This window comes from Paenibacillus sp. FSL R7-0210 (assembly GCF_038009085.1).
GTDB classification, from domain to species: domain Bacteria; phylum Bacillota; class Bacilli; order Paenibacillales; family Paenibacillaceae; genus Paenibacillus_AQ; species Paenibacillus_AQ silagei.
This window is the reverse complement of sequence record NZ_JBBPAR010000001.1, coordinates 1,651,219-1,677,395: the sequence shown is the minus strand read 5'-3', so window position 1 is coordinate 1,677,395 and position 26,177 is coordinate 1,651,219. Positions and strand designations below refer to the sequence as shown.

23 protein-coding genes are annotated in these 26,177 nt (G+C 51.7%); 8 read left to right on the top strand and 15 right to left on the bottom strand.

What is annotated here, in order from left to right:
- Positions 1-3: 3 nt before the first annotated feature.
- The 5 genes from MKY64_RS07155 to MKY64_RS07135 form a co-directional block, all read right to left on the bottom strand.
- Positions 4-729, bottom strand: a complete 726-nt coding sequence (locus MKY64_RS07155; protein WP_076081711.1) for an MOSC domain-containing protein — start codon at positions 727-729, stop codon at positions 4-6.
- 168 nt (positions 730-897) lie between these two features.
- Entirely contained in the window at positions 898-2,841 is a 1,944-nt protein-coding gene (locus tag MKY64_RS07150; RefSeq protein ID WP_340951827.1) for an ABC transporter permease, read from the bottom strand.
- Positions 2,838-3,593: an ABC transporter ATP-binding protein gene (locus tag MKY64_RS07145; RefSeq protein ID WP_036733135.1), complete on the bottom strand. Its 756-nt coding sequence runs from the start codon at positions 3,591-3,593 to the stop codon at positions 2,838-2,840. Before MKY64_RS07145 ends, MKY64_RS07150 begins: the two co-directional genes overlap by 4 nt.
- A gap of 98 nt (positions 3,594-3,691) precedes the next feature.
- On the bottom strand, positions 3,692-4,696 hold the full coding sequence (locus MKY64_RS07140; protein ID WP_340951826.1) for a sensor histidine kinase: 1,005 nt from the start codon (positions 4,694-4,696) through the stop codon (positions 3,692-3,694).
- Positions 4,693-5,382: a response regulator transcription factor gene (locus MKY64_RS07135; RefSeq protein ID WP_036733129.1), complete on the bottom strand. Its 690-nt coding sequence runs from the start codon at positions 5,380-5,382 to the stop codon at positions 4,693-4,695. Before MKY64_RS07135 ends, MKY64_RS07140 begins: the two co-directional genes overlap by 4 nt.
- A gap of 378 nt (positions 5,383-5,760) precedes the next feature.
- On the opposite strand from MKY64_RS07135, the gene MKY64_RS07130 reads away from it, so the two are divergent.
- The 4 genes from MKY64_RS07130 to MKY64_RS07115 all read left to right on the top strand — a co-directional run bounded on the left by MKY64_RS07130 (position 5,761) and on the right by MKY64_RS07115 (position 11,197).
- Positions 5,761-5,997, top strand: coding sequence for a DUF6199 family natural product biosynthesis protein (locus tag MKY64_RS07130; RefSeq protein WP_036733127.1), 237 nt, complete (start codon positions 5,761-5,763; stop codon positions 5,995-5,997).
- A 361-nt stretch (positions 5,998-6,358) separates the two neighbouring features.
- Positions 6,359-7,483, top strand: coding sequence for an ArsR family transcriptional regulator (locus MKY64_RS07125; RefSeq protein ID WP_340951820.1), 1,125 nt, complete (start codon positions 6,359-6,361; stop codon positions 7,481-7,483).
- 17 nt (positions 7,484-7,500) lie between these two features.
- The gene (locus MKY64_RS07120) at positions 7,501-9,351 is read left to right on the top strand and encodes an ABC transporter ATP-binding protein (RefSeq protein ID WP_340951818.1); all 1,851 of its coding nucleotides are present in this window, start codon (positions 7,501-7,503) and stop codon (positions 9,349-9,351) included.
- Positions 9,341-11,197 (top strand): ABC transporter ATP-binding protein, encoded by a 1,857-nt coding sequence (locus MKY64_RS07115; RefSeq protein ID WP_051478735.1) that lies wholly within the window; start codon positions 9,341-9,343, stop codon positions 11,195-11,197. The genes MKY64_RS07120 and MKY64_RS07115 overlap by 11 nt, the downstream gene beginning before the upstream one ends.
- 151 nt (positions 11,198-11,348) lie before the next feature.
- Here MKY64_RS07115 and MKY64_RS07110 read toward each other — a convergent pair whose 3' ends face one another.
- From MKY64_RS07110 to MKY64_RS07100, 3 genes are all read right to left on the bottom strand, one after another.
- Positions 11,349-12,029, bottom strand: coding sequence for a hypothetical protein (locus tag MKY64_RS07110; protein WP_340951813.1), 681 nt, complete (start codon positions 12,027-12,029; stop codon positions 11,349-11,351).
- Between the two features lie 183 nt (positions 12,030-12,212).
- Positions 12,213-12,767, bottom strand: a complete 555-nt coding sequence (locus MKY64_RS07105; protein ID WP_340939866.1) for a hypothetical protein — start codon at positions 12,765-12,767, stop codon at positions 12,213-12,215.
- Positions 12,768-12,874: 107 nt separating this feature from the next.
- Positions 12,875-13,417 carry a GNAT family N-acetyltransferase gene (locus MKY64_RS07100; RefSeq protein ID WP_340951811.1) on the bottom strand — a complete coding sequence of 181 codons (543 nt, stop codon included), beginning with the start codon at positions 13,415-13,417 and terminating at the stop codon, positions 12,875-12,877.
- A 193-nt stretch (positions 13,418-13,610) separates the two neighbouring features.
- Between MKY64_RS07100 and MKY64_RS07095 the strand changes: the two genes are divergently transcribed.
- Positions 13,611-14,558, top strand: a complete 948-nt coding sequence (locus MKY64_RS07095) for a serine hydrolase domain-containing protein (protein ID WP_340951808.1) — start codon at positions 13,611-13,613, stop codon at positions 14,556-14,558.
- 912 nt (positions 14,559-15,470) lie between these two features.
- Here the strand turns inward: MKY64_RS07095 and MKY64_RS07090 are convergent.
- Positions 15,471-16,229 (bottom strand): CPBP family intramembrane glutamic endopeptidase, encoded by a 759-nt coding sequence (locus tag MKY64_RS07090; RefSeq protein WP_340951804.1) that lies wholly within the window; start codon positions 16,227-16,229, stop codon positions 15,471-15,473.
- A gap of 167 nt (positions 16,230-16,396) precedes the next feature.
- On the opposite strand from MKY64_RS07090, the gene MKY64_RS07085 reads away from it, so the two are divergent.
- A complete protein-coding gene (locus MKY64_RS07085; RefSeq protein WP_036733098.1) occupies positions 16,397-16,774 on the top strand; it encodes a hypothetical protein in 378 nt (125 codons plus the stop codon).
- Positions 16,775-16,852: 78 nt separating this feature from the next.
- Here MKY64_RS07085 and MKY64_RS07080 read toward each other — a convergent pair whose 3' ends face one another.
- The 4 genes from MKY64_RS07080 to MKY64_RS07065 all read right to left on the bottom strand — a co-directional run bounded on the left by MKY64_RS07080 (position 16,853) and on the right by MKY64_RS07065 (position 21,158).
- The gene (locus MKY64_RS07080) at positions 16,853-17,026 is read right to left on the bottom strand and encodes a hypothetical protein (protein WP_155991697.1); all 174 of its coding nucleotides are present in this window, start codon (positions 17,024-17,026) and stop codon (positions 16,853-16,855) included.
- 83 nt (positions 17,027-17,109) lie between these two features.
- Entirely contained in the window at positions 17,110-19,104 is a 1,995-nt protein-coding gene (locus MKY64_RS07075) for a chemotaxis protein CheA (RefSeq protein WP_245367972.1), read from the bottom strand.
- A 15-nt stretch (positions 19,105-19,119) separates the two neighbouring features.
- The gene (locus tag MKY64_RS07070; protein ID WP_036700854.1) at positions 19,120-19,545 is read right to left on the bottom strand and encodes a chemotaxis protein CheW; all 426 of its coding nucleotides are present in this window, start codon (positions 19,543-19,545) and stop codon (positions 19,120-19,122) included.
- Positions 19,546-19,568: 23 nt separating this feature from the next.
- Positions 19,569-21,158 (bottom strand): methyl-accepting chemotaxis protein, encoded by a 1,590-nt coding sequence (locus MKY64_RS07065; RefSeq protein ID WP_340951798.1) that lies wholly within the window; start codon positions 21,156-21,158, stop codon positions 19,569-19,571.
- A gap of 308 nt (positions 21,159-21,466) precedes the next feature.
- Between MKY64_RS07065 and MKY64_RS07060 the strand changes: the two genes are divergently transcribed.
- Positions 21,467-22,804, top strand: a complete 1,338-nt coding sequence (locus tag MKY64_RS07060; RefSeq protein ID WP_340951794.1) for an MFS transporter — start codon at positions 21,467-21,469, stop codon at positions 22,802-22,804.
- 374 nt (positions 22,805-23,178) lie between these two features.
- Positions 23,179-23,934 carry a PIG-L deacetylase family protein gene (locus MKY64_RS07055; protein WP_340951790.1) on the top strand — a complete coding sequence of 252 codons (756 nt, stop codon included), beginning with the start codon at positions 23,179-23,181 and terminating at the stop codon, positions 23,932-23,934.
- A 421-nt stretch (positions 23,935-24,355) separates the two neighbouring features.
- Here MKY64_RS07055 and MKY64_RS07050 read toward each other — a convergent pair whose 3' ends face one another.
- Both MKY64_RS07050 and MKY64_RS07045 read right to left on the bottom strand, forming a co-directional pair.
- Positions 24,356-25,186 carry a GNAT family N-acetyltransferase gene (locus MKY64_RS07050; protein ID WP_340951788.1) on the bottom strand — a complete coding sequence of 277 codons (831 nt, stop codon included), beginning with the start codon at positions 25,184-25,186 and terminating at the stop codon, positions 24,356-24,358.
- A gap of 2 nt (positions 25,187-25,188) precedes the next feature.
- On the bottom strand, positions 25,189-26,127 hold the full coding sequence (locus MKY64_RS07045; protein WP_340951786.1) for an MBL fold metallo-hydrolase: 939 nt from the start codon (positions 26,125-26,127) through the stop codon (positions 25,189-25,191).
- Positions 26,128-26,177: the final 50 nt, after the last annotated feature.

The following is a 26,177-nucleotide window of genomic DNA, read 5'->3' as shown; positions in this document are numbered from 1 at the left end:
AGCTTAGTTATCCAGCATATGAACCTGATCGCCCAGCCGAACTTCTCCCGTGCGGATTACAGAAGCATAGACGCCGAACTGCTGCTTAAGCTCTTTATATACTTGCTTCAGCAGCGAACTGTCCCGTTCCAGGGTATCCGGGTCTGTCGTAATCATTACGCAGCGCTCGCAATAGCTATCCACTTGCAGCACTGTACTGCCTATCGACAGACGGCGGCCGAGCCACTCTTCCTCCCCGAGCGAGTCCTCACTCACTTCCACGAGAAAGTTGCCGCGGAAGCGGCGCTGGTCAATTGGCTTGCCCCACATCGCCTCCAGCTTCTTCAAGCTCTTATCGGTCACCAGCAGAATACTTGCCCCATCTACCGATAATAGCTCCGGGTACTGCTCCTCCGGGTGTGGTGCCTTGAACGCAGACATCGTAATTTCGGTAGAGGTCAAACTCTGTATTTCGTCCAGCAGCTCCTGGTCCCAGCCGAACACCCGGCCATCCGCAGCCGTTACACGGATATCTTCCCCCGTATACTCCGCCTTATAGGACATCATCTTCGGAATCTTCCGGGCAGTGATATACTGGGACCAGTCTTTTTTGGTCATATCATAAAAGGAACAATACCGGTCCCCCTCCACTCCGTAAGATACAACCTTACAGGCCTCCAGTGCCTCCCCCGCAAAGGATTTCACCGGATAACGGTTAATCGATTTAATCTCCCCAACTGTAACTGACACGCCCCCACCTCTTCTGTCTATAGTCTGAAATTTCCTCCTTATTATACCATTATCGCTGCCTGTTTTGCGTAAGACAAGAGCTGAGCACTTTTGGATGAATTCAGCAGTAGTATAATCCTCTAAAAAGAAAAAGGACAGCCCCAAGGCTATCCTCATCATTACATATCTTTACAGTGACTCCCGGATTACCCGCTTGTAATACAGGACGGACAGGATGCCGAAGATCGAATACAGCACGGTATAGACCCCCATAACGACGAACATCGGAGTCAGCATTTCGGTCCCGAAGAAGAACCAGCCGGATTTCACCGCAAAGTAACTGTGGCACAGCCCGACAATCAGCGGAATACCGAAATTGAACAGCTGCTTGAACTGGATGCCGCGCAGGAGATCCCCTTGGGTGAAGCCCAGCTTGCGCAGGATCGTATATCCCTCCCGCTCCTCCTCGCTCTCATCCATCTGCTTGAAATAGAGAATACAGCCGGAGGTGATCAGGAACGTCAGGCCCAGGAAGCCGACAATGAACATAATGAGGCCCATATTGGTCCGCTGGTTGAACTCAAATTCATATTGCGAGAAGCTTTGCAGCTCCGGCTTCTGCTGCTTATAAATCTCATAAGCCTGCTTGGCCTGCGAGGACCCGGTAAGATTAATACCGTAATAGATTCCTTCGCCGCTCACTCTTTTTTGCTCATCTGGATCTTTATGCTGAAGCAATTCCTGGAAGACTGAATCATCCACCACGAACACCCCCAGAACACCTCCGCCAAAATAATACGGCAGAACAGTCTCCTCTGACAATCCTGCGAGCTGCTGCTTCATAACACCATCCTTGGTGGAGAAGGCGAGTTCCCCCTTGTTCTTGAGCTGATGCATGGTTTGCTTCGTAGTTGTGTATCCCATAATCCGTACCTCGCCCGGCTGCAAATCCATGTTTTTCAGACTGCTCTCACTAATCACGGTAGCCAATAGACTGGTGTCATTGTTAGAGAAATTTTTAGTATCCAGGACCTCCTTAAGATCCACCTCTATCTGCACCGTTGGAATCTCCAGAGTGGTATAACCTATGCCGGCCTTGTCGAGCGCCTCCCGGAATCCGGCCTCATCCGCCTTCTGAAGGAAGCCGTAATCATGCGGCGAGCTCTCGCGCGCGGAGGACTCCACCGAATAATATGAGATATAGCTCAGAGAGAGCAGGCCGATCGCCAGCGCGGATACCGTGGTGATGACCGTCAGCAGCAGGGCATTCGATTTCATCCGGAACATAATGGAAGAGAGTGATAATACCTCCCGAATGGACAGGTAGCCCTTCTTCCTGCGGCGGATGAGATTGAAGAGGAAGCTGACCGAGCCTTTGTAGAACAGATAAGTCCCGATAATCACAAGTGCGAGGATAGCAATCATCGCATACATCAATCCGCCCATGCCCGTGAATTTGCCGCTGAACAGCTCCCCGGAGATATAGTATCCTCCACAGATACTGATCATCCCGAGCACGCCGATCACAACCTCCCACAGCGACATTCTCTGAATACGCGTCTGGGAAGTGGCCGTAGCCTTGAATAGCGACAGAATGCTCTGGGCCCGGATGAAGGTGTAATTCATAATCATAATCAGCACGTACACGGCGGCAAAAACCAGCACCGTCCGCTGCAAAGCCTCGGGGGAAAAGCGCAAGGCCGCCAGCTGTTCGACCTCCAGGATTTTGAACAGAATCATCAGGATCAGCCGCGACATCACGAACCCTGCACCGATCCCCGCGAACATCGATCCGAAATATAGAATCAGATTCTCGGCGCTCAGCAGCACGAAGATTCTGCTCTTGGTCAGCCCAATCAGCTGAAACAGCCCGATCTCCTTACTGCGGCGCTTGATGAAGATGGTGTTCGCATACAGCAGGAAGATGGCCACAATCGCAACCAGCAGCACTGAGGACGCGCCAATGGCTGCCCCGCCTTTGATTGAACCGCTGACCTCGTGCATGGCCGGGTCGAACTGCAGTGTCACGAAGGAAAAATACAGGGCAACACTGAAAATAAGAGCAAAAACGTAGAGATAATAGTTCTTAATGTTCTTTTTGAGGTTCCGCAGGATAATATAATTCAGACTCATTGCGTGACACCACCAAGTACGCCCTGGGTGCTGATAATATCACCCAAGAAGGATTGCCGCGATTCCTCCCCCTTGTTCAGCTGGGTGTAGATTTGCCCGTCCCGGATGAACACCACGCGGCTGCAGTAGCTGGCGGCCACGGCATCATGCGTAACCATGACAATGGTAGCTTCACGCTTGCTGTTCATGGCAGCCAGCTTGTTCAGCAGATCGGACGCAGATTTGGAATCCAAGGCTCCCGTCGGCTCATCGGCAAAAATAATACTCGGATCATGCACGAACGCCCTTGCCGCAGACGTACGCTGCTTCTGCCCGCCTGAGATTTCCGCCGGATATTTATCCTTCAGCTCATAGATTCCCAGCTCGCCCGCTACCTGGTCGAATTTCTGGTGCGCCTCCTTCTTGGACATGCCTGTAATCGATAGCGGCAGCATGATGTTCTCCTTGACCGTCAAGGTGTCGAGCAGGTTATAATCCTGGAAAATGAACCCGAGATGATGCTTGCGGAACTCGGCGAGCTGCTTCTCCTTCATCCCGGTGAATTCCTTGCCCTCAATTTCGATCGTGCCCTTGCTTACCCGGTCAATGGAGGACAATACGTTCAGAAGCGTCGTTTTGCCGGACCCGGACGGACCCATGATTCCGACGAACTCGCCCTTGTCCACCTGAAGATCAATACCGCTCAGGACTTCCTGTTTATTGAATTTGTTGCCATAGGTTTTATAGATTTTGTTAGCCTGCATGATAAGCATCTGTTCCCCACTCCTTTTCTATAGCTCTATCATAAGCGGGTGGATGATCATTTTCCTGCGCTTCGCCGAACAAATGGAACAGGCATGTGACACTATTGTCACATGCCTGTTAGCCGCTGAAAGTCATTCTCCCTTGGAAAAGTTAGCGTAAACACACTCCCCTGCCCAAGCACGGAAGCAGCGTAAAGTCTGATCTGCAGCGGCTCCGCAACCTGCCGGGTCAGATATAGCCCCATGCCGGTGGCTGCCCCCTCCTGGCGGAAGCGCGATGAGGTGAAGCCCCTATCATAGATGCGCGGCAGATCCCTGGGATCTATCCCCTGTCCTCTGTCTTCAATGAGAAGCACGACATGGCCGCCCTCTTCTCGGCTCCGGATGAGGATATCGGAGGCTTCGCTGTATTTCACAGCATTGGTCAGGAGCTGCCGCAGCATGAAGGCCAGCCATTTGCCGTCTGTCAGCACGGTCTCGGCCTCAAGCTCTACGTCGAACCCGATGCGTTTGGAGATGCACCAGGATTTCAGTGCCCGGATCTCCTTATTAAGGATAGGGGCAAGACTGACCTTTTCAATGAACAGATCATTACGGATGAAGGGAATCCGCTTCTGATGCAGCTGCTGGTCGAGCAGATGGTGAATGCGCAGCCATTCGTACATCATCTGTCTTTGCAGGGTCTCGTCCGGCAGGCGCTCTATCATGAGCTGCATGGCAGTCAGCGGGGTCTTGACCTCATGGATCCAGGCCAGCAGCTCGTCCTTCTCCGATTCCAGCAGCTGGACATTCATGAAGGATTCGCGCTTGTAGCGGTCTGTCTGGGCGCTTACCGCCTCATGGACCAGCCGCTCCATCGGACTACCGGGATCGAGGACCGCCTGCAGCTCATAGATCTGATCCCAGGAGGCAAGGCTCTTATAGAACCGGGTCTCCCGGGAATAGCGCAGGAAGACGAAGGCCAGACAGAGCAGCGTATTCAGCAGTACAATGTATAGGACTGGCAGCAGCGGTATGGCAGAGTCAATAAAGGCCACGAAGATAATAATCACCTGGAGGGCGGCCAGCAGGAGCAGCCAGCTCCGCTTCTCGGTGATGTATTTCCTTATCATTCTGCCGCCTCTTCAGTCGCCATATACCCTTGCCCCACCTTAGTCTCTATGTAGGCATCCAGACCGAGCGGCTCCAGCTTCTTGCGCAGCCGGTTCACGTTCACAGTCAGCGTATTATCGCTGACAAAATGCTCGTTGTCCCACAGGCTGGTGATGATCTCCTCACGTTCCACAATACTGTTCTTGCGCTCCAGCAGGATTTTGAGAATCATCATCTCATTCTTGGTCAGCAGGGCCGCTCCCCCGCTGCCCGTGACCGTATTCTTCACGAACTCAATCGCCGCTCCGCGCCAGGTCTTCAGCTCCGTGCCTTCCTTGGCGTAATTATAGACCCGGCGTAGGGTAGCCTGAATCTTGGCAATCAGCACCTCGAAATGGAACGGCTTCTGAATGAAATCATCGGCCCCAAGCTGCATCGACATCACCATATCGCTAGGATGGTCCCTGGAGGAGAGGAAAATAATCGGCACCTTGGAGTGGCTGCGCAGAATCCGGCACCAGTGGAAGCCGTCGAACTGCGGCAGCTGGATATCAATCACTACCAGGTCGGGCTTTACCTCCGAGAACTCCTGCAGTACCTTACCGAAATTTGTAATCCCGTACACCTCATAGGACCATTGGGCAAGTCTCTCCCTGATCTCCCCGAACAGGGTGATATCATCTTCGATTAGCATTATTTTGAACACAAAGGACTCTCCTTTAGAAGAAATACTATCGCACTATTATACTTCACATCGCTGAATTGACAAAGGTTGGGACATGTCCCGGCTCTCTCAGCCACTTCACCACTGTTCGACCGTCAACCGTTCAATCAGGTTCAGCGGAATCTCTTTATGGGTCAGACCTTCGCCACCTGATCACTGGTGACAAGCATCGCCGCCGGAGGGTCCTGCATCTCCAGAATCCGCTACATCCGTAGAATCTGATTTGATAAGTGTGTGTATCTGAAATAATGCACTTCATTCGCTACTTCAGCGCAGTCATTTTTCTTATTATAAAACTTTCCTAAGCCAAGTGACGTATTAGTTATTAACGGCTGAAACTTTGAACATACAGGGGAGCTGATGATCATCGGAACTTTTGATGGAATTATTATCTTGCTATTCGGAATCGGAATCAATGTGTTTGGACTATATGTCCGCCGGAATCCCACCTTCACCTGGCAGGCGAGTGAGAGCTGGAAAACGAAGGGCGACGGGGAGCCCAGTGACGCCTATATCAGCTCCATGCGCTTCAGAGGGGCAGTTGCCCTATGGATCGGATCCTTCGTTATGGTAATGGGGATATTGAACCTGTTATAGCACTCCCTTATAACGGAGCAGCTTCGTCAGACATTTCCTGCCTGATTGAGTAAAGGGACTGTCTCAAAAGTAGTTTTTCTACGAGTAGAGACAGCCGCTACGTCAAGCGTAGCATAGCGCCTCCTTCTTGGGGTTCCAGTTCAACCTGGACAATCGTTTCCGCCCCCTTCGCCCCTCCCGGTTCATTTCATTCTTCCATAATATCAAAGGATAACCATTAAAAAGATCAACATCCACACATAACTTATTCTTTACAAATTTTCGAATATGGATTACTTTAACATTAAGTAAATACTGAATGTTGCTGAATATCAAATAACATTTAGTATTATAACTAAAGCATTGTAAAATGGAGGAACTGATGAATCACTCTTTACAGGAGACATTACAGAAAAATATCCGTTTTGCTTACAACGAGGCTATTGAGTTCATGGTTTCCATGGGAATGCTGGCCTGCGAAGACCAGCTGGCAGCTCTGGCAGAGGATTATAAGATCGAAATCGATGAGCTGCTGGAAGCCTATTTCGATGAGGCGCGCAAACGATTGTCACCTCACTACACCCGCGAGCTGATGTTTTTTTTCGGCCATAACTTCTTTCATCTTGCACTGGATTTCCCTTTGTATGAATCGATCTGCTCTTTCCCGGAAGCGCAGACTGTAGAGGAATGGCTCAAGCGGCTGGAGAACAGCCCTGCAGAGCATATCGTTTCAGAGATGGTCTATGGCGTCTACAACGATAATATGGAAGCTTTATTGAATGGTAACGAATGGGAGCTGGTCAAAAAGGATCTCAAGAAGCTCATGGAGCTTGTGGCCGATACAAAACCTCAGCCTGAGGTTGCAGAGGCTCATGCACCACTGCTTGAATGCCTGGCTTATCCGCAAGAGACCAAGCTGCGCTATATACAGCTTCTGCGACAATTCCATCAGGATGTTTTCATTCACTGGAAAGACCGGATTCACGCGATCTCTGAACAGGCAGCCCTCCGGTATGAAGCCCAATTCCGCAGCAATCCGGAGGCGTTCATTCGTGAAGTCCACAAGAATGAGCCTGCGCTATTTGACTTTCCGGCCACCTTCCATGTCAGCTTCGTCTCACAGGTGGGCAATGCCTTCTATAATTTCCATACAGAAGCCGGGCGGGTAGGATGGGTCATCTTCGGCATACACAACGAGCGCGTATATGGACCTGTCGCCGACCGGCAGAAGACCGAGTTGTTCCTCAAGGCTTTCTCGGATAAACGGCGGCTGGATTTGCTGCTTCTGCTTAAGCAGCGTCCACACTATGGCAAGGAAATCGCCACTGCGCTCGGTATCACACAGGCTGCTGTCAATTATCATTCCAACTTTCTCTTCTTCCTGGATTTGCTCGATATCGAGCGGGTAGATCATCGCCTGTATTATGTGCTTAGAACAGAGACTTTGCGCAATCTGCTAGCTCTGACGGCAAAAGTTATGCTTGATGAAGACCAATTCATGAGTTGATGACTGGAGGGTTCTCCTTGAACAGAATCACAAATAGCGTAGCATTGCCAGGGGAAGAACAGCCCATCAGTCCCAAGAGTACATTTATCCGATTGCTAAAACTCGGTAAGCCTTATACAGGCTGGTACATCATTCTGTGTGGGCTCGCAGCGGTCATTTCGCTCACCACCGTAGGTTTGGCTGAAACGCTGCGGCGGATTATCAATGCGGCTACAAGCCATGATACCTCTGGGCTGGCAGCCGGGATGATCTTTGCTGCGGTCATTGTTGTTACCGATGCCGGAGTGCACTTTCTGAATACCTATCTCTCAGGGCTGCTTGAGATCAAATCCACCTCAAAGCTTCAGATCTCTATGCTGAGTAGAATGCTCAAATTACAAATGAAAGATTTGGACCGCTATCATTCAGCTGATCTGATCAGCCGGATGAACGACTCGGCTCCAGCCGCCCAGCAGGGAATTAACCGGAAGACCATTGATCTGATCAGCAATCTGCTGCAAATTGCATTTCTCCTCACTTATCTTCTGTCTTTGCAGTTTGCCCTGACCTTGGGGACGATTCTTATCTGTTCACTGGTCCCGCTGGTCATGCTTCCCTTCACCTCCCGGCTCCGCACGATGAATGAGCAGCGCCAGAGTATTGAGAGCGCCCAGCAGGCATTTGTTCAGGATTCGGTACAGGGTGCCGAAGTCGTGCGCGCCTTCTCCCTTGCTCCCCGTCTACTCGGGCAGTTCAACCGCAGAGTCCGGCAATTTAACAACGTTCACCTGCCCGTCTCACGGATAGAGGCTGTAGGTTACAATATGCCGTTGGCTGTTATTCTGGGCGGATTACTGTACGTTCTCTCCTATGGCGGTTACTTGGTCATCGGCGGCCGGCTGGATGTAGGTGCCGTTGCCGCGTTTCTGATCTGCTTCGAGCAAATCTCGAATCCGGTGTCGAAGCTTGCTAACCTGTGGACTGAACTACAGTCATCATTGGCACAAGGAAAACGTTTATTTGAGATAATGGATTTATCTGAAGAAGAAGGCAATTCCGCTTGTCTTAAGACGGCAGGAGTGCAGGATGAAGCATGGACTGAGGGTATCCATCAGACCGTTGCCGGACAGCAGCCGCTTACTTTCAGCAATGTCAGCTTTCGTTATGGACAAACGAAGGTACTAACGGATGTTCATCTACGGATTGAGCCAGGTAAGGTTACCGCCTTCGCCGGAGCCAGCGGGAGCGGCAAGAGCACAATTCTTCAGCTTATGCTTGCCACTTATGTGCCTGATGGAGGAAGCATACATCATGGCAGTGTGCTCTTACAGACCATTCCGCCGCGTAGCTGGCGCAACCGTATCGCCTATGTATCCCAGGAGCCTTATCTGTTCTCTGCAACACTATACGAGAATATTGCCTGGGGTCGGCCGGAAGCCTCCCGTGAAGAGGTGATAGCCGCCGCACAGAATGCGGGCATCCATGAATACATTATGCGGACTCCCATGCAGTATGAGACGGTCATCGGAGAAAGAGGGCTCACGCTATCGGGAGGTGAACGCCAGCGGCTCTCTATTGCCCGGGCTTTCGTCCGCGATCCGGGACTGCTGCTGCTGGATGAGCCTACCGCTGCACTTGATAGCCATAATGAGGAGATTGTCCAACAGGCATTGCGCGTGCTGATGACGAACCGGACAACGGTTGTGGTCGCCCACCGGTTATCAACTATCAGGCATGCGGATCATATTTGCTTCATGGAAGCCGGAGCCATTGCTGAACAAGGGACACATGGGGAGTTGATGGCTCTGCAAGGCAAATATCACGCTATGGCCCAGGCAGGCGTCCAGACAGAGGCTGCCGCCGGAGGAGGAATATCTAATGAATATTAACTCTTCTTCATCCGGCCGAATTCAGCTCCGAGTAGCCCTCAAGCGGCTGCTTCCTTATGTGAAGCCATACAGGCTCGGCTTCCTGGCAGCTATAATGCTGCTAATGGCTAGGCTTGCCCTGGATGTCGGGTTTGCTACGATTCAGCAGGTTTTCATTGATACAATTAACAGTACCAATATGCAGTCACTGACACGGATAACCCTAATTTGTTCAGTGGCCTGCTGTGTGATCATTCTCTGTCTTATGCTGCAGCATTATCTCCGCTTCACCGTGCACAGCCGGATCGCCTGGGATTTCCGGACGAAGCTGTTTGATACCAGCCACCGGCTGACTTTCCGCCAGCTGGAAGCCATGCATTCCGGAGATTTGACCTCACGCAACACGAAGGATGCTGGAGCTGCCATGGGAATGATTAGCAGTCTGGTCTACGATTTGGGTTATAATCTGCTGCTCTGCCTGGTTGCATTTCTGTATCTGGCCAACATGGATGTCTGGCTTGCACTCCTTGCGCTGGGCACGGGACCTGTAGTATTTCTGTCCGGGCGTTTCTTTGACCGCAGACTCCGCAAGCTGTTCACCCAAATCTATGCCCAGGAGGCTCTGTTACGGGGAATTCTGCAGGAGACCCTCCAAGGAATGAAGGTCATCCGTTCGTTTTCACTGGAGGATACGCTGCTGAGCAGGTACGCGGCTGAACGAGGGAAGCTGAACCGGCTGCAGCAGCAAAGAACCCTGCTTAACGCTCTGCTCTGGCATTCTTCTGCATTCATCAACAATGTTGTTATGATTGCCTGCGCTGTTCTAATTGCAAGATCAGCAATACGGGGGGAGACCTCGGCGGGAGAAGTGCTTGCCTTCATTATCCTGATGGGACGTGTTCAGTGGCCGTTTGTCCAAATGTCGCAGACCTGGGGCGCGGTACAGGAATCGCTCGGTGCGGCTGATCGTGTATTTGAAATTCTTGATGCTCCCCTGGAAGGAACAACCTCTGGTTACAGGGACCGCTCCTCTTCCCCGGGAGCAGCAGCCTCTGCCTCTGCCGAAGCTGCCGCATTGAGCATACAAGGGCTGCACTACAGCTTCGCAGGACCTCGGTCCAAGGAGGAGGCCGGCTTGTCAGGGATTAATCTCCAGCTCCAATATGGCGAGACCGTTGCTGTTGTCGGACCCAGCGGCTCGGGCAAGACGACACTTGTGCGTTTATGCTGCGGACTCTACGAACCGGAGGCCGGCAGCATTACCGTATGCGGCAATTCCGTACACGATCAGCTAGAAGCTGCCCGGCGGATGATCTCTTACGTGCCACAGAATCCCTACTTATTCTCCGGCAGCATCCGGGAGAATATTGCGTTCAGTGCTGATCATGCCAGCGATGAAGCAATCAGGGAAGCTGCCCGGCTGGCAGGTGCAGATGAATTCATTATGTATCTGCCCGAAGGATACGACACATTGATCGGTGAACACGGATCTACTCTATCAGGCGGTCAACGGCAGCGCCTTGCCATCGCCAGAGCCTTTCTGCGTAATGCGCCGCTCTTGCTGCTGGATGAAGCGACCTCGGCACTTGATAACGAGTCCGAACGGCTGGTTCAGCAATCGCTAGATCTGCTGATGAAAGACAGGACCACCCTCGTGATAGCCCACCGCCTGTCAACAGTGCGGGAAGCCTCACGTATCATTGTCCTGGATCATGGCACCATTGTAGAACAGGGTACACATGATGAACTCCTGAAGCAAGACGGACTTTATGCTGATTTGCACCATATACAGTTCAGCACAGCACCGGTTGATGACCTGCAAGCTGTACCTTATGCGAAATCATTTGCTTCTGCATTAAAAGTATAAATCCAGGAACGAATCCTATTACAAATGAAGACTCCGGCAGTCCGTGCAGGCACGACAGCCGGAGTCTTCGTCCGCTTTTCATACAACTTATGATGTGTTGTATGCGGTTGACTACAAGGTGACCGGTTATCTGTCTACCTCCACTCTTATTTCATTTACCGGGCGGTATCGACCCGCTGTCTCTGGCGTCTGTTATGATTTTGGAGGCGACTACTTCCCCTGCCTTATCCAATCCTTCAATCTCGAACGGAACGCCCGCCGTCGCCGCTTGAAAAGCAAACCAAATTGTCCGTCCCTGCGCCGTCTGAATCAGCTTTGCCTCGGACTTATCAGTCCCGGTCTGCTTTTGCTGAACGATAATCTGCTGAATGGACGGGTCCAGCACCTCACCGAACACCATAGGAAACGGAGTGGAGATTTGCTCCAGCTCAGGCAGCCTCATATAATTCATTGCCGACACGGTAGGGTCTCCGTCCATCCCGTAGCCCGCCCCCCAGACCCACTTCCAGCCGATCCAGGTTTTGCGGACATATTCGACTTGAAGATTGCTGCGGTCCTGATCGCCCGAACGGGTCAGAAAAACAAGCTTCCCCCTGCCAACAGTCTCCTCATGTACCACCGTCATGGAATCAGACTCACGGAATAACCGCACGGCCTCCTCCGGACTTGAGCCCAGGGGAATCTGGAGCGACTGATTCATTCCCAATGAGTGGGACATCCGCTGGTCCGACCACCCGCCGGGTCTTTCATACATATATAACAATAAATAGAGTACCGCTACAGAAGCCAGAATCACTCCCGCAGCCATCCCCCATCTCCGTGTAGTTTTCATGAGTGCATCTCCCGTCCCGATTGTTTGCGCTTACAACAGCTTCCATTTAACTATAGATGATTTCGGTCCAGATTACAAAATCCCCCCATAACATATAAAAAGCCTGTAGCGCAAGCCCCTCCGGGACCCTGTCTACAGGCTGTATTTCATTATAGTAATTGAATGGATTCCAATATACTTATTTTATTTTACTTCAGTAGCTCCGGTAACTTTACCTTCAAGCACAGCCGTTGCCTTCACATCTTCGCTGGAGAAGTACAGGTTGCCGTCGATTGTAGCATCCTTGTAGAGGTTGAAGCCGTTAGCTTCTACATATACATCACCCTTGATCGTACCGCCTTGAACGCGGAAGTTCTCGCTCTGTACAGTTACTTTTGGTGCTGTAAGGGTGTAAGTAGCTGTAACTTTGTGGTCTGCATCCTGTGCGTACAGGGCCAGCTTACGATAGATTGGCTTAGCTGTATCGTTCTTATCGTGGAATTCGCCTGCTACCACTACATCCTTGTCCACAGTCAGATCATTCAGAATAGCAACGATCCAGGTTCCTTTGTCGCTCACTGCACTAATGAAAGCATCTGCCTGGTTCACGATTGAAGCCGAGGTAACTGCATCTGCCTGTTCTGTTGCTGGTGCAGTTGTAGCTGCTGCCCCTTTGTCTGCATTGTTTTTATCCGATCCACAACCCGACAACAAAGCTACCGATACCCCTGCTACTACTAATACTTTAAATAATTTCATTTTAATTCCCCCTGTTTCTTTAAGTTAACTTTATTATATATTAAAATTTTATGAATACAACGTGATAATTTTCACGAATTTGTGTCTTTTTTCACAAACATTCATATTTACTCTCTCAACGTATCCTCCCACTCCTCTCTAAGCAGCCCCATTCGGATAGAATCATAGTATATTCCGTTATAATATCGGCATTTTCTAAGCCTGGCCTCCATCATCATGCCCAGCTTCATTCCTGCTTTCATCATTCGCTCATTCCCGGACCAGGTGGTGTAGCCGACACGGACTAGCGGAAGGGTAGTGAATAAATGACCGATCCACAGCTTGAGAGCTCTAGTGCCATAACCGCTGCTCCAATAGGCAGGATCATAGATGACAATCCCCATTTCCAGCCAGTATGACGGCTCATGCTCCCAGTAGTAGCTGACATCACCTATAACAACGCCCTCTACTTCTATTACCCAATTGTTCACACAGCCAATAATTTCGGCTCGCTTCCTGTTATACGTCTCCCATGTAATTCGTTTGTGTTCATAATAAGGCGCATCCCATTTCTTCCATTCCGGCGCTTCCTCTTTATATGCGAGTTCCCACAGCCTGGGCAGATCCCCTTCAGCTATTGGGCGAATCTGCAGTTCATGATCCTGAATCATAGAATCCCTCCGAAACAGTTAATATATTGCCAACTAATCTTATAATAACTGACTAGAGGAAGCCCCGGCTGGTAATAAATGTGTATAAACAAATTGGACTTCCCGGCGTCAGATTGAGATAATACAGGGGAATTCATCAAGCGAGTATACAGACATTCAAGTGATAGTTGTATATATAGAAAGGATAATCCCAATGAACCTGTCCACCCTATCAGCCGCGCTTGCGCCGCTGAATCTGCGGAGCTGTCTGATTCAGCAGCAAGGCAGGCTGATCTTCGAGCATTATAGAGATCAGCGCACGGCCTCCGAGCTGGCGAAGATCAACTCCTGCACCAAGAGCATCCTCTCTGCGCTGATCTGCATCGCCATGGACCAGGGGCTGCTGCCCGGCCCTTCGGCTCCGCTCAGCAGCTTCTTCCCGCAAGTCCTGCGCGATAAGGACGCACGAAAGCCGAACATTACGCTCGAACAGCTGCTGACTATGTCCGCAGGCTTCCGCTGGACGGAATTCGGCGGGGCCAATTCCTTCCCGAAGATGACCCGTTCCCCCCATTGGGTGAATTATGTGCTGGAGCAGCCGCTCGCAGATGAGCCGGGCACCCGGATGGAATACAATTCTGGAATCTCGCAGTTACTGTCTTCGATTCTGGTACAAGCCACAGGACAGAGCACAGCCAGCTATGCCGAACAGGTTCTCTTCGGACCGCTCGGCATCCGGGACTATGACTGGGAATCGGACCCCCAGGGCATCCATACCGGCGGCTTCGGTCTGAAGCTGCAGCCTGTAGACCTGCTGAACTTCGGACAGCTCTATTTGCAGCAGGGGATATGGAAGGATTCGCAGATTATCTCCGGCAGTTGGGCTGTACATTCGGTACAACCAGTCATGCACACGGAGCCTCCCCGCCACGGCGGATACGGCTGGCATTGGTGGACAGATGCCCTGTCCTGCAGCTCAGCAACCGGAGAATCCAGTCTGGTGGATTACTATTACGCCCGCGGGTATGCCGGACAATTCATATATGTAGTGCCGGAGCTTCAGCTTGTCACTGTGCTGACCCAGGATAACAAGCGCGGGAAGAATAATCCGCCGCCGGATGTGTTCCGTGACTATATCGTGCCTTTACTGGGATCTATTTAAGCTGGCTCCTTAGCTTACCGGCAGCATACCATAGCAGCGGACACAACAGATTGAAAAAGAGTGGAAACGGCTTTGCTTTGCCGTTCATTATGTACAGACGCACAAATCCCCGCTGCCTGATTGCTTAAGGCCCGGGGATTCATGTGTTGATTACGCTATTCAATTCAATCATTTCCTCCAAGTAACAAAAGCCATATCCCTGACATGGTGATTGTTCTCAATTTCATGTTCACTTCATGCTTCCGTGTTGCCCGTTCGCTCCTGTCCGGAGTGTTGCTCCATGTCCTGCATATGGGGTGGATTCCCGCGTACACGATTTCACGAAAAACGTTTTCACGGACGTTTTCCCTACTGTGAGGAATCGCAGTTGTACGCTTCGCTAACCTTTTTCATTGGAATCACGCTCTTTCTTCCGCAAGAGACTTCTCCTGCTTGAATGATAAGCTTCGTTCTTCTTCCAATTAAAGATTTGCTTCTTGGGTTCCCGCATACCCACGATCTGCCAGAAGGTGTTATCATCCACCTTCTTCATCAGCAGCCGATTCCGGCATGCTTCGCTAACGCTAGTACATCGGGGCTCTCTCCTTTCCTTCATTCATTGCTAAATTTAGGAATGAGACCATCACCTGCGGTACCACCTGTAATGCTTGGTGCTCTTGATGCTGTGGTTCCTGTGGTGATGTCTACATTATACCTGAGAAACGCTTAAATTTAAACTTTCAAAAACCTGCATATCCCCGCAGAATCTGCGATATTCCAGTAGGATTGCAAATAAAATGCCCATCTCTAAACATTGCTCCGTTTACGGATTATTTGCTCCCGTTAGCTGATCATTTTCATGTATGCGCTATCATTTCACATGAAAATGAATGGCCAGCCTGAGGAATTCCTTCCCCGGACTGGCCGGTGTGTCTACAGGGTGAAACTATGATTTCTGTGCTTGCGGCTGAATACCACGAGCAGATAAATTCCATAGAGCAGATACAGAATATTAAGAATGGAGACGATGAGTACCTCATGCTCCAGATTCTCATTGCTGACCATGGCCAGTGCATCGTAGATAAAATGGAACGCGATCAGCGGAACAATATTCCGGCCTGTCTCCATCAGCAAGGCGAGCACACAGCCCAGCAGCAGCGCATTGATAACCTGGAGAATCGTATGTATGATATCATTTCCGCCAAAGGCGTTGGCCATATGCAGAACCCCGAAGAAGATGGAGGAGAACACAATATAAAAGACCGGACCTTTGGATTTCAGAAGATTCCAGATCACCCCTCTAAAAATGGCTTCCTCAGTATAGCCCACCAGCAGGGTCATAATGACGATGCTGATTATTTCAGGCGCTCCCAGTTCAACGTTGATTCCATTCATCAGCGGCTGGGCCACCGCAATAATGAGCAGCGGGATGTAGAACAGCACCGCCCGGGACGGACCAGCCTCCAGCTTGCGGAAGCCGAAGCTGACGAGCGAAGAATCCTTTCTTTTCATATAAATGGTTACAATAATGCCCATAACCAGGAAGGCGCAGGCCTGGGCATTGCGTATCCCCATATCGCCGAACTCCTGAATGGTAGCGACAGCAGCGGCTATGGATACCATTAGAGTCAGGACTACTCCCCATACCAGCGAGTAAACGAGCGGATGTCTTTGTACAGCAGTGTTTTTCATTTCAGATCTCCTTTATAGTAGGCTAACGTATTGCCGCTTCAGGACAATAATGGTTTAATTTTATGCTATGATGCCAAATTATACGATATCTATATAATCTTCCAGTGGGCATTGCGGTCTGTACATGCTATAATCTCTGAATCCTACAATGAGAATGGAACAACAACATGAACAGTCCTATCAAGATCTTCAAAGTGACCGTGCAGCTGGAAAAGGATGAATATGGTCTTGAGGTTAGCCATTGGCGTCTGCTGGTGGAAACGAACCGCTATTATGAGATCAAGCCGGAGAGCGGACCGGTTAAACGGATCTACAAAGAAAAATTAAATACGGTAGTGGATGACACCAAATCCTATACAGATGGCTATCTGGCCTGTTCAGCGTTCTGTAACGAGGACCGTATAGATGATATGCATACTGAAATGCTGCATGCGCTCCAGCTTAAGATCAAGGCCTATATGGACGAGCTGCATCTGAACCAGCAGGCTCTTGAGCTGCAGTTCAACCGCCCGAAGCCTCTGAGAACCGAAGAACAGACCTCCTGACCGTGGCACTACAATAACAAATAACCGGAAGAGTCGCAGGCTTCTGCGGCTTTTCCGGTTATTAGGCGTTGCTATTCCTTAGAGCAGTTCCGCATTCTTCACGGCGTGTTCCCAGCTTGGAAAATAATACAGCGCACTTCTCATCAGCTCGGGCTCCTGCTGCTTGATCTGCTTCTTGTTCATCTTGCCCCCACCAGACTGAAGCTGCTTGATCCTACTGATAACTTCATCTGAAGCCATTGTAATATCCAACTCTTCACCCCTTTCCGGTGTTTCTTTCCATATTTTTCACCATTGCTGCCGGTTCTATACCAGACTGTGATAATGGAAAGTAATCAGTGGCTAACGAGATAAGAGGCATCCAGAATCAGAGCGACCCGGCCGTTACCCAGGATCGTTGCCCCGGACAGATGATTCATCGTCCCTAGATACGCGCCCAGGGACTTGATGACCACCTCCTGGTTGCCGATGATCTCATCGACTGCGAACGCAGCGATCCGGTCAACAGATCTTACAATCACGAGCGGAATCGTCTTGGAACGGCGCTCTGTGCGCGGATAATGCAGCTTGTCTCTGAGCCAGGAGAGCGGAACAATCCGCCCGTGGTTGATAATCGCCTGCTCCCCTTGAACGACCTGTATCTCTTCGGGGGAGATCCGCACAATCTCAGCCACATTATACATCGGTAGAATCAGAACACGCCCGGACACCTTGACCAGCAGCCCCTTGATAATAGCCAGCGTAAGCGGCAGACGGATTGTAAACAGAGTCCCTGCCCCCGGCTCGGTCTGAATATCTATGATTCCGTTGAGACGTCCAATCTGACTGCGGACAATATCCATCCCCACGCCCCGTCCAGACACTTCACTGACCTCAGAAGCTGTGGAGAAGCCTGGCTCGAAGATGAGACTAACGGCTTCCTGTGCAGTTAAATACCCTGCCTGTTCTTCTGTTATGATCCCTTTGCTGAGCGCAGAGGCTGTAATCCGGGCGGCATCGATGCCCTGTCCGTCATCCTCCAGACGAATCACGACCTGATTCTCCTCATGAAAAGAAGTAAGCGTAATTCTGCCCTTCGGAGCCTTGCCCTGCTGCACGCGCACCTCTGGACTCTCGATTCCGTGATCGGCGCTGTTACGGATCAAGTGGATTAGCGGATCACTCAGCTCTTCAATGATCATCCGGTCCAGCTCGGTCTCGCCTCCCTGAATCTGCAGCTCAATATCCTTACCCAGCTTCTGGGCCAAATCCCTGACCAGCCGCGGGAAACGGTTAAACAGCTGATCCATCGGCAGCATCCGGGTCTTCATGACTCCTTCCTGAAGCTCTTTGATAATTCCGCCCATATGATCCGATATCGAGCCGATATCAGGCAGAACCTTGGCGGGATCCGTACGTTGTCCATTAGCGCTCAGATCGGCCAGAGAGGTCTGCTCAATCAGCAGCTCCCCCACCAGATTCATCAGATGGTCCAGCCGCTCCACACTTACCCGGACGGTTGACTGTACCTCATGGGATTTCCCCTTGCCAGGAGTAGAGGACGAAGGTTCTGCAGGCACCGGTCCGGCCGTGGTCTGGACGTCAGTCCCGGCTGCAGGTGCGGGCACGAATGGTGTAATGACAATGCTCTCGACATCGGTCTCCCCTGCCAGCTGCTCGGACACCTGCCGGAGCTCGCGCGGGGAAGCAGCAATTACAGCAAATTGGCTGTAGCGGGCGTCTTCATCGGCTCCCGGCGCCGCCGGGGGCGCCAGGGCAGCAGCAATCACCGGCCCGCAGACCTCTTCGATACGCTGCAAGAGGATATAATGCCGGGCCGCCTTCATCTGGCAGTCCTCTCTCAAGGTGACTACCAGAGCCAGCAGCGAGTAGCCCGCTGCCACGGCCTCTTCCGCCTGAAGCAGCTCCGCTGCATTTAAGACCGGAAGCAGTACCGGCTGAAGTTCAGCCGGCTTATTAATCAGCGCCTTGATCTCCGCAACCACAGCTGAGCAGTCTGTAAATCCCTCCCCGCTGACATACTGAGTGCGCAGCAGCTTCATCGCATCCAGCGCCCGGAAGAGCGTATCAATCAGATTACCGGTAATCTCCGGCTTCTTCTCCCGCACCCACTCCAGCGCATACTCCACCTCATGCGTGAGATCGCTCATCTCGCGGAAGCCCATCGTGGAGGCAGAGCCCTTGATCGTATGGGCTGCGCGGAAGATCGTCTGAATCAGCTCAGCGGTTGGAGCATGCTCCAGCGCAAGCAGGGACTGGTCGATCCGCTCTAATTGCTCGTTCAGCTCTTCTATGAATATATCGCGGTAAGCCGACAGTTCCATCATCATTGCTTGTTCCCCTTTTTACCCGCCCAATATTTCTTCGAGCTTCAGAATACCGATCAGCTGGTCATCCCGCTGCCCCACTCCGTGGAACACCGCATCGCGGCTGCGGTTATGTCCGCCTGCCGGCGGATGAATCTCGGCGTACGTAGTCACCTTGTTCACCTTATCTACAATCAGTCCGACGAATTCCTCGCGGTAGTTAACCACAATAATTCTTGTGCTCCGGGTATAAGGCTCATCCGCCATTCCCAGCAGATTGCGCAGGCTCATGACACAGACCACCTTGCCGCGCAGATTGACTACACCTTTGACTTCATTCCGGCTGAAGGGGATATCTGTAATGCTGAGCATTTTGATAATCTCATGAATCTCTTCAATCCGGATGGCACAGGTCTCGGCTCCTACCGCAAGCTCGATATATTGTTCCTTCTGTAAGGACGACATGGCTTCACCTTCCGTCTGTTGAATTAATGGGTCTTGAATGCGGCTGCCGATTGGGCCAGCTCTTCAGACAGCAGGGCCAAAGCCTGGCAGGTTGTCGCTGTCTCTTCAGAAGCCGCTGCCGATTCCTCGCTGGAGGCCGCAATGGACTGAACCGAGTCCATCACTTCAGCAGCCTGGGCGGACTCCTCTTCGCAGGCGGCAGCAATCTCGTTGACCTTGAGTGAAGAGGTGTTGACCATCTTAATGATTTGCTCGAAGGCCTGGCTGGTCATCGAAGACTGCTCTACACTCTCAGCTACTGCCCTCACGCTCTGCTTCGTATTCTCCTGCATGACCTTGATAATCTTCGTAATCTCCTTCGTAGCATCGCTGCTGCGTTCAGCCAGCTTGCGGACCTCGTCCGCCACTACGGCGAAGCCGCGCCCCTGTTCTCCGGCACGCGCCGCTTCAATCGCTGCGTTCAGGGCCAGGAGATTGGTCTGCTCGGCAATATCGTCGATCACTTCGATGATATCCCCGATTTTGCTGGAGTCGTCTTCAAGCTGCTTCATCTGGTGGTTCACCGTCTGCATTCCTTGCAGGGAAGTCTCCACCACATATCCGCCTTCCCGGGCGGTCCGTACGGTATCATTGGAGAGCTCTGCCGCTTCCTCGGCACTGGAGGCCACAGAATCAATCGCCAGCGACAGCTCCTTGAACAGCTCGGTGATATTGGTCGCTGCCGCCGACTGGTTCGTGCTGGTGCTGGCAATCTCCTGGGTGCTCGCTGAGATCTGTTCGGAAGAGGCGGCAACGCTCTGAGAGTTCATCACAATCCCGTTGATTAATTCCTTCAGGTTATGAACCATCCGGTTCAGGGCTGTGGCAAGCTGTCCGACTTCATCCTTAGTAGATATATCCGCTTGCTGCGTCAGATTTCCATTAGCCACTTCTGTAGCTACATGCAGCATCTGCATCAGGGGTCTGGAGATCGATCTTGCGATCAGGTAGCCGATCATAATACTGAGGATGACCGCCGCAATGACTACCGAGATTGTAAGGATGAACGCCGAGGAATAAGCGGATTGTGAATGGTTGTTCGCCTCATCTGCCAGCTCAACATTCACTTTGATCAGACCATCCAGATTGTTCAGCACATTCTGCCCCTGGACGGTCAACTGTGTAGTCAGAAATGTATTAAAAGCAGCCGCATCATCTTGCTCCGCCAGAACCAGCGCCTGATCGAACAACTTCTCATAGCTTGCATACTCCTGGTCAAACGAGGCCAGCAGTTCCTTTTCACGGGCAGTGGTCGCCAGCGGACGGTAGTTATCCACCTTTTGGACAATTTCCTGACGGCCTGAGGCAATCTTTTGCTTATAATCGGTAATTTTATCTGTATCTGTTGTATTGCTCATATCCCGTGTATAGACCCGGTTAAGCTGATAGCTGATCTCGGCGGCAGACAAATCTCTGACCGAGATCAGGTTATTGCTGTACATTTCCTTCATATTCTGATTGCTGGTGCGCAGGGATAAGACCGAATAGACTCCAAGTCCTGCCAGGATTAAAGAGACGATCAAAAAAGCGGAGACGATCTTTGTAGCTGTTTTCAAATTCCCGAACCATTTCATGTGGCTTCCCCCTGTGGTTAACATCTTAGCGTCCTTCTTGTCGGCGTTAATCTTACACTCCCCTATCAGCCGGCGGGACATCATTAGCTATATTTCGACATTTTATATCAAAAAAATTATATTCTAATTTGTGTTTTTCATATTTTTTTCGTTTATCTCAGTGTAAATTTCCCCTTTACAAATCGAAATGTTTACTATTCCGTAGTTTGATGCAGAATCCGCTTGACAGAACATAGAAATAAGTTATAAATAGACATAATTAGTAAACGATTCAATCCCATTTTATCCCCCGCGAAAAGAGGCTTGTCATGTCAGCAAAAGTACCTGTGGCCGAAAAACTGGTGTTCTCAGGCGGTCTGCTGGGCCAGAATATGCTCTACAGCTTCATGTCGATGTACATCCTGTTCTTCTATACGGATCTGCTGGGAATTCCGGCAACCACCGCCAGCGTCATTCTGGTCGCAGCAAGTATTATCGATGCTTGTCTTGATCCGCTGATGGGCATGATTACCGACAAAACACGCTCCAGATGGGGGAAATTCAGGCCTTACCTGCTGTTCGCCCCTTGTCTGATCGCGCTGGCGACCGTCCTCTGCTTCTGGGACTTCGGCGGTTCCCGGACTGTGACTCTTGTAATCGCTACTGTCTCTTACCTGCTATGGGGAATGCTGTACACGGTCTGTGACACGCCGCTCTGGGCCTTGTCGTCCGTAGTCTCCACTGATCCGGGGGAACGCACCTTATTCGTCACACTGGGCAAAATCGGCGGAACGCTCGGCGCAGTCGTTATCACCATCGGCGGTATCCAGCTTCTGCTCGCCTTCGGCGGAGAACGGAATACGCAGGCTTATCTGTACTCGGCAATCATTATCGGGGTCATTGCGGCGTTATCGATCTTCCTGACCGGGATGCTCACCAAGGAACGGGTCGTCCCTTCCGCTGAGAAGATATCCTTCCGCCAGAACCTGCAAACGGTGTACAAAAACAAGCCGCTGCTCACCCTGCTCGCCTCTCTCTTGATTATCAACCTGGTCAACGGTATCCGGCAGAGCATTCAGCTCTATTATGTGGTCTATGTCTGGGGGGACGCGGGGTATGCCACGCAGGTCGGGATCAGTCTGGTGGCCGGTATGCTGCTGGGGATGATCGCTACGCCGCCGCTGCTGCGCCTCTTCGCCAAGAAGAAAATATTCATTGTCTCCTGCATTCTGGGGAGCGTAGCCTGCATCCTGCCTTATCTGCTGGGTGACCATAATGTATTGAACACCCTGGTGTTCTTTGGGGTCAGCTTCTTTTTCTCGGGCATGACGACGATTGTCAGTACCTCGATGCTGCTCGATACGATCGATTATTCGGAATGGAAGCTGGGCTTCCGGGGCGAGGGCATTGTGTTCTCAACGAACACTTTCATTACCAAGTTCAGCGGAGCGGTATCGCGGATGATTATCGGAGCCAGTCTCGGCCTGCTAAGCTATGTGGAGAATCAGCCGGCGACTCCGCAGCTCCAGCACGGCCTTAGCTTCGTGATGTTCCTGCTGCCTGCACTCTGCTTCCTGGCCGCTATTCTGCCGATTCTCTTCTATAATATAACGGAGAAGCAGCGGGTGCAGATCCTGAGCGATCTGAATCACAGCCGGTCCCTGTAGTGGGGTCCCATGCTCATGTTCTCTAACTTGCCCTTCCGGCTCCCGCTTCCTTTTGTTTTTCCCTGATTGAATCGTTCATGGTCAGGGGGGCGGCAGGCGTAACGGACTCAGTTGCACTTACTTCTGGCAAAAGCCACGATTGGAGCAAGTTACGGACCCTACGGCCTTTATTGCCGGATTTTCTGCGCCGTAACATTGATTATGGAGCGAATAAGACCGCCTCAGTCCGCAAGGCAACCCAATAGGCTATTTTCTTGTAAATAACGGCTCTCCGGTCCGTAAGGAGCAGGCCCGGTTGAGTGATTTCTCTTCACCCAACCTACAGAGGGGCTAACTGTACCCTCATCACAGATTAATAGGGAGGTATTTGGATTATGGATATATCCACACTAGCAGCGCTGATGTCCCCTCCGGATCTTAGCGGATGCCGGACGGCATTATGTATACAGCCGCACCCGGACGATAATGAGGTGGGCATGGGCGGCACGATCGCCGCATTCGCCGAGAGGGGTTGCGAGATTCACTATCTGACGATCACGAACGGGGATTTGGGCGCGGTGGACGAGCAGGTCTCTTCCGCCGAGATCGCTGCCATCCGCGCAAGCGAACTCGAAGCGGCCGGAAGATCGCTGGGGGCCACCGTGTTCCACCAACTGGACCATGGCGACGGTACACTGGAGCATATCCCAGCCCTCGCGGGGGAGATCGCCGAGATCATCCGGACGGTTCAGCCGGACTTGATACTGTGTCCTGATCCTTGGCTGAGCTATGAGGCGCATTATGACCATATCGTTACCGGCAGGGCCGCAGCCCAGGCTGTGCTGTCCTCCGGGCTGCCCCTGTATCCGAGAGGCACCCTTACCCGGCCATGGCAGCCGAAGGCCATCGGCTTCTACTTCACCGCTGAGCCTAATACGGTCATCGACATCACGGATCACTTCGAGCGCAAGTTCGCGGCCATGGCTCTGCACCGCAGCCAGTTCAATGAAGAGCAGCTGGCCATGTACCGGTTCTATTTCGGCGAGCAAGGCCGCCAGCTGGCCGAAGGCAGGGGCTTCGAGCTGGGGGAAGGGCTGAAGGTGTTGTCACCGCTGCACCTGCACTGCTTTGTGGATGCCCGCCGGATATGACGGCTGAGTGCTGGGGCATGTGCTGGCGGGGGCGCTAGGTTGCAGGGGTTTGAGTTGGCGGGGCATGAAGTGCTGGGGCGTTGAGTGGCTGAGAAGCTAGGCTAACGGAAGTTGAGCCGATATTGCGCACGCCACACAATTCGCAGGTGCCCCCACCTTCCCTTCAACAAACTAGTGGAAAAACGTATCTTAATTCAGCAATTCCCGGCATTTGCAGGTACACAAGTGGAAAAACAGCATCTAATTTTGTCTATTTCCCCATCTAAGCGGAAGTGCGATTTATTAAGTGCCGTTTTTCCAACTATGGTCCTAGCAGTCGCCAATCATTCATCAGCAAGTGTAGAAAATCCACCTATTGTACCGCCCATGTAACGCAAATGAGCAGCAATCCCCCATCTATGCGGAGATTTGCTGCTCTTTGTTAAGCGGGAAGCTCGGACAAACGGTAGTAGGGGATGTTCAATGCAGGCTTGAAGCCCAGCTTCTGCGCCAGTCTGTACGAGCCCACATTCTCTTGGCGGCAGCCCCAGACAGGCTCCAAACCCTGCTCCAGACAGTAATCGATTAGCTTGCAGCACACTGAGAAGGCGAAATACTTTCCCCGGTGACCCGGTGCCGATTCGATTCCAATCTCCAGTTGATCCGTTGTCCGGTAAGCCGAGAAGGCGCTGGAGGCCTGCTTGCCCTCCCACAATAAAGTGTATCCTCGGCCTGAGGTCAGGAAGTGCTCCGCGTCACGCCAGAAATACCGGGGAATCACCGCACCCGTCTGCTCGCCGAATCCTTCGCCGTCCATCTGGACAATCTCAGCATCCTGCCGGTACCATTGCGCCTTCGCGCGGTAATAGACCTCCGGATCGAACATAAAATTCACCCGGGTCTGTATGTACATTCTGCGTGTATCGTCCGCGTCAAGCCGTGCATTATGCTCAGGAAGCATAGCTTCAATCAGCCGGTCCCAGTCCCCTGCCGGATCAGCCTGCAGCCATTCCGCTGAATGCCGGTGCCCCGCCTTGTTCGTAATATAGTCCGATAAGCTCCGGTTAAACTCCTCATTGCCCGAATCCCCATAGACCAGCGACATCCCGTATTCATGAGCCACGTAGAAGGTACGCGGGTTATGTACAGAGTCCACATACACACTGCCTGTCGTCTGCCCGCTCAGAACTCCTTCAGCGAACAGCGTGTTGATCTTGACTTCCTTTAACAGCGGCCAGGCAAGGGCGTAATCCCGGCTATCTAGCTTCAGCATGCTTATCTCCCTCTTTTCTTAGGATCAGTATAGGTATTGAACAACCAGCGGAAATTCCACTCGAAGATATGAGACCCCTTCCATGTATCAAAAGGCTCAGGGATTCCCTTGGCTATCCAGTGCTCTGCACTTTCTCTGCTTCGGGCTGCCGTTGCAGCGTACTCCTGAATCTCTTTGAGGTAGCGCAGCATGTCAGGGATACTCTCCCGTCCGGCAACATCTCCATGTCCTGGAATCAGCCGTGTGAAATCAATTTCCCCGCCAATCTGCTCTATAATAGTTGTCCATGCTTCTGGGAACCCATGGAGCATCGCCGGGTGGAACCTGTTCAGGACCAGATCCCCTGCGATCAGCACCTGAACATCTGCAACGTACACCATAGCATCGCTGAGGGTATGACCGCCGCCATACGTGAACAGATGCAGTGAACGAGCTGATCCGTGAATATCCACACTATCCTTGAAGGTCACCGCTGCTGTCACTCTCCGGATTGTTGGCGTAGCCTCCAGCAACGCCTGTTTGTCCGATATTTCATTAATGAGCGCCTGCCGTAGACGGGAATCCGTAGCAGTATTTCTTTTCTCCTGTAATCCTGTGATCTGCTTCCGCAGACCATCCTGCCATTCCTCCAAAGCGGGTGGCGCATGCGTTCTCAGCACCTCACGGGTAAGCTCTGTCGATAGAATGATACTGTCCGAAAACTCCTGATTGCCGTAATGGTGATCCCCGTGATAGTGAGTATTAATTATGTATTTGACCGGCTTCCCTGTCAGCTTCTCTGCCTTTTCCCGCAGCAGTCTGGCTGCTGCCGGCAGGTTGAAGGTATCCACTACGACTGTAGAATCCCCAAGATCGATGATTGACGCATTGCCTACCGCGCCCAGGCCCGGAATAACAATCGCGGCCCACACTCCCTGCGCTACTTCCTCTACCCTGAACATACAGATCCTCCCATTTATATTTTCACACTTATTATACCTTAGTATGTCAC

Bases quoted from the DNA above. Each gene is read 5' to 3' on its own strand.
- MKY64_RS07115 (WP_051478735.1), top strand. From the start codon at position 9,341: ATGAATATTAACTCTTCTTCATCCGGCCGAATTCAGCTCCGAGTAGCC.
- MKY64_RS07050 (WP_340951788.1), bottom strand. From the start codon at position 25,186: ATGCTGAAGCTAGATAGCCGGGATTACGCCCTTGCCTGGCCGCTGTTA.
- MKY64_RS07140 (WP_340951826.1), bottom strand. From the start codon at position 4,696: ATGATAAGGAAATACATCACCGAGAAGCGGAGCTGGCTGCTCCTGCTG.
- MKY64_RS07145 (WP_036733135.1), bottom strand. From the start codon at position 3,593: ATGCTTATCATGCAGGCTAACAAAATCTATAAAACCTATGGCAACAAA.
- MKY64_RS07075 (WP_245367972.1), bottom strand. From the start codon at position 19,104: ATGATGATGGAACTGTCGGCTTACCGCGATATATTCATAGAAGAGCTG.
- MKY64_RS07045 (WP_340951786.1), bottom strand. From the start codon at position 26,127: ATGTTCAGGGTAGAGGAAGTAGCGCAGGGAGTGTGGGCCGCGATTGTT.
- MKY64_RS07125 (WP_340951820.1), top strand. From the start codon at position 6,359: ATGAATCACTCTTTACAGGAGACATTACAGAAAAATATCCGTTTTGCT.
- MKY64_RS07130 (WP_036733127.1), top strand. From the start codon at position 5,761: ATGATCATCGGAACTTTTGATGGAATTATTATCTTGCTATTCGGAATC.
- MKY64_RS07150 (WP_340951827.1), bottom strand. From the start codon at position 2,841: ATGAGTCTGAATTATATTATCCTGCGGAACCTCAAAAAGAACATTAAG.
- MKY64_RS07085 (WP_036733098.1), top strand. From the start codon at position 16,397: ATGAACAGTCCTATCAAGATCTTCAAAGTGACCGTGCAGCTGGAAAAG.
- MKY64_RS07090 (WP_340951804.1), bottom strand. From the start codon at position 16,229: ATGAAAAACACTGCTGTACAAAGACATCCGCTCGTTTACTCGCTGGTA.
- MKY64_RS07065 (WP_340951798.1), bottom strand. From the start codon at position 21,158: ATGAAATGGTTCGGGAATTTGAAAACAGCTACAAAGATCGTCTCCGCT.
- MKY64_RS07055 (WP_340951790.1), top strand. From the start codon at position 23,179: ATGGATATATCCACACTAGCAGCGCTGATGTCCCCTCCGGATCTTAGC.
- MKY64_RS07110 (WP_340951813.1), bottom strand. From the start codon at position 12,029: ATGAAAACTACACGGAGATGGGGGATGGCTGCGGGAGTGATTCTGGCT.
- MKY64_RS07100 (WP_340951811.1), bottom strand. From the start codon at position 13,417: ATGATTCAGGATCATGAACTGCAGATTCGCCCAATAGCTGAAGGGGAT.
- MKY64_RS07060 (WP_340951794.1), top strand. From the start codon at position 21,467: ATGTCAGCAAAAGTACCTGTGGCCGAAAAACTGGTGTTCTCAGGCGGT.
- MKY64_RS07070 (WP_036700854.1), bottom strand. From the start codon at position 19,545: ATGTCGTCCTTACAGAAGGAACAATATATCGAGCTTGCGGTAGGAGCC.
- MKY64_RS07105 (WP_340939866.1), bottom strand. From the start codon at position 12,767: ATGAAATTATTTAAAGTATTAGTAGTAGCAGGGGTATCGGTAGCTTTG.
- MKY64_RS07095 (WP_340951808.1), top strand. From the start codon at position 13,611: ATGAACCTGTCCACCCTATCAGCCGCGCTTGCGCCGCTGAATCTGCGG.